Origin of the sequence: Mesorhizobium sp. M4B.F.Ca.ET.089.01.1.1 (assembly GCF_004022605.1) — a bacterium.
Taxonomy (GTDB): domain Bacteria; phylum Pseudomonadota; class Alphaproteobacteria; order Rhizobiales; family Rhizobiaceae; genus Mesorhizobium; species Mesorhizobium abyssinicae.
Genome location: NZ_RZOS01000806.1, coordinates 1 through 1,485 on the forward strand (window position 1 = coordinate 1; position 1,485 = coordinate 1,485).

At 64.0% G+C, this 1,485-nt stretch carries 2 protein-coding genes and 1 pseudogene; all 3 read left to right on the forward strand.

Annotation, left to right across the window (positions count from 1 at the left end; genetic code table 11):
• Positions 1 to 235: tryptophan synthase subunit alpha (locus EN780_RS34050; protein WP_189556987.1), on the forward strand; the 235-nt coding region annotated here is incomplete at its 5' end.
• A 39-nt stretch (positions 236 to 274) separates the two neighbouring features.
• The gene (gene accD, locus EN780_RS34055; RefSeq protein ID WP_128276445.1) at positions 275 to 1,201 is read left to right on the forward strand and encodes an acetyl-CoA carboxylase, carboxyltransferase subunit beta; all 927 of its coding nucleotides are present in this window, start codon (positions 275 to 277) and stop codon (positions 1,199 to 1,201) included.
• Positions 1,202 to 1,323: 122 nt separating this feature from the next.
• A pseudogene (locus tag EN780_RS41035) lies at positions 1,324 to 1,485 on the forward strand (bifunctional folylpolyglutamate synthase/dihydrofolate synthase); the annotation flags it as partial.

Here is a 1,485-nt window from a genome sequence, read left to right on the forward strand (position 1 = left end):
GGGCCACACCGCGCTGCCGGTCTGCGTCGGCTTCGGCGTCAAGACCGCCGAGCAGGCGCGCACCATCGGCGCCTCGGCCGACGGCGTCGTCGTCGGCACCGCGATCGTCAACGCTGTCGCCAATGTGTTGGGGCCGAAGGGCGAAAAGACCGCCGATCCGGCCGAGGCGGTGGCTACTTTGGTCAGCGGCCTTGCCCAGGGCGTCCGCTCCGCCCGCCTTGCTGCCGCCGAATAGTTTTCCTACCTCTTCCTATTCAGGACGGGAGCCGAAGCGATGAACTGGATCACCAATTACGTCCGCCCGAAGATCAATTCGATGCTCGGCCGGCGCACCGATATGCCCGAGAATCTCTGGATCAAGGATCCCGAGACCGGCGAGATGGTGTTCCACAAGGATCTCGAATCCAACCAGTTCGTAATCCCGTCGTCCGGCCATCACATGAAGATCTCGGCCAAGGAGCGGCTGAAATATTTCTTCGACGACGGCAAATACGAGACGCTCGAAAATCCTAAGGTCGTGCTGGACCCGCTTAAGTTCCGCGACGAGAAGCGCTACACCGACCGGCTGAAGGACGCCAAGGCCAAGACCGGCCTGGAGGACGCGATCGTCAATGCGCTGGGCAGCATCGACGGACTGCCTGTGGTGGTCACCGTGCAGGATTTCGCCTTCATGGGCGGCTCCCTCGGCATGGCCGCGGGCGACGCCATCGTCCATGCGTTCGAGGTCGCCCTGCAGCGCAAGCGGCCGCTGATCCTGTTTGCCGCTTCCGGCGGCGCCCGCATGCAAGAAGGCATACTCTCGCTGATGCAGTTGCCGCGCACCACGGTCGGCGTCGACCGGCTGAAGGAAGCCGGCCTGCCCTATATCGTCGTGCTGACCAATCCGACCACCGGGGGCGTCACCGCCTCCTATGCCATGCTTGGCGACGTCCACATCGCCGAGCCCGGCGCGCTGATCGGCTTTGCCGGGCCGCGCGTCATCGAGCAGACCATCCGCGAAAAGCTGCCCGACGGCTTCCAGCGCTCCGAATATCTGATGGAGCACGGCATGGTCGACATGGTGGTGTCGAGGCTGGAGATGCGCCAGACGATCGCGCGGCTTCTGAAGATGCTGCTCAAGCTGCCGCAGGAAGAAAAGCCGCTCGAGCCCGAGATCCTGCCGCCGGCGCTCGCCCACCAGGAAGCGCGGCCGCAGGCCTGACGCGACACTGAACGCCGCGAGGCGCGATTGCGCGCACCGTCCGGTGTTGTAGCTTTTTGATTTGCGCATGATCCTTTCCGAAACCGATTTCCGGTTTCGGGGTCATGCGCTAGGATTCGTCCATGACAACGCTTGCCGCCGACCGTGAAATCGAAAGCCTGATGGCGCTTCACCCGAAGGGCTTCGACCTTTCGCTCGACCGCATCACGCGGCTGCTCGAACGTCTCGGCAATCCGCAGGAGCCCTTGCCGTTGGTGCCGGCAATGTGGATCGCCGGTGGGATC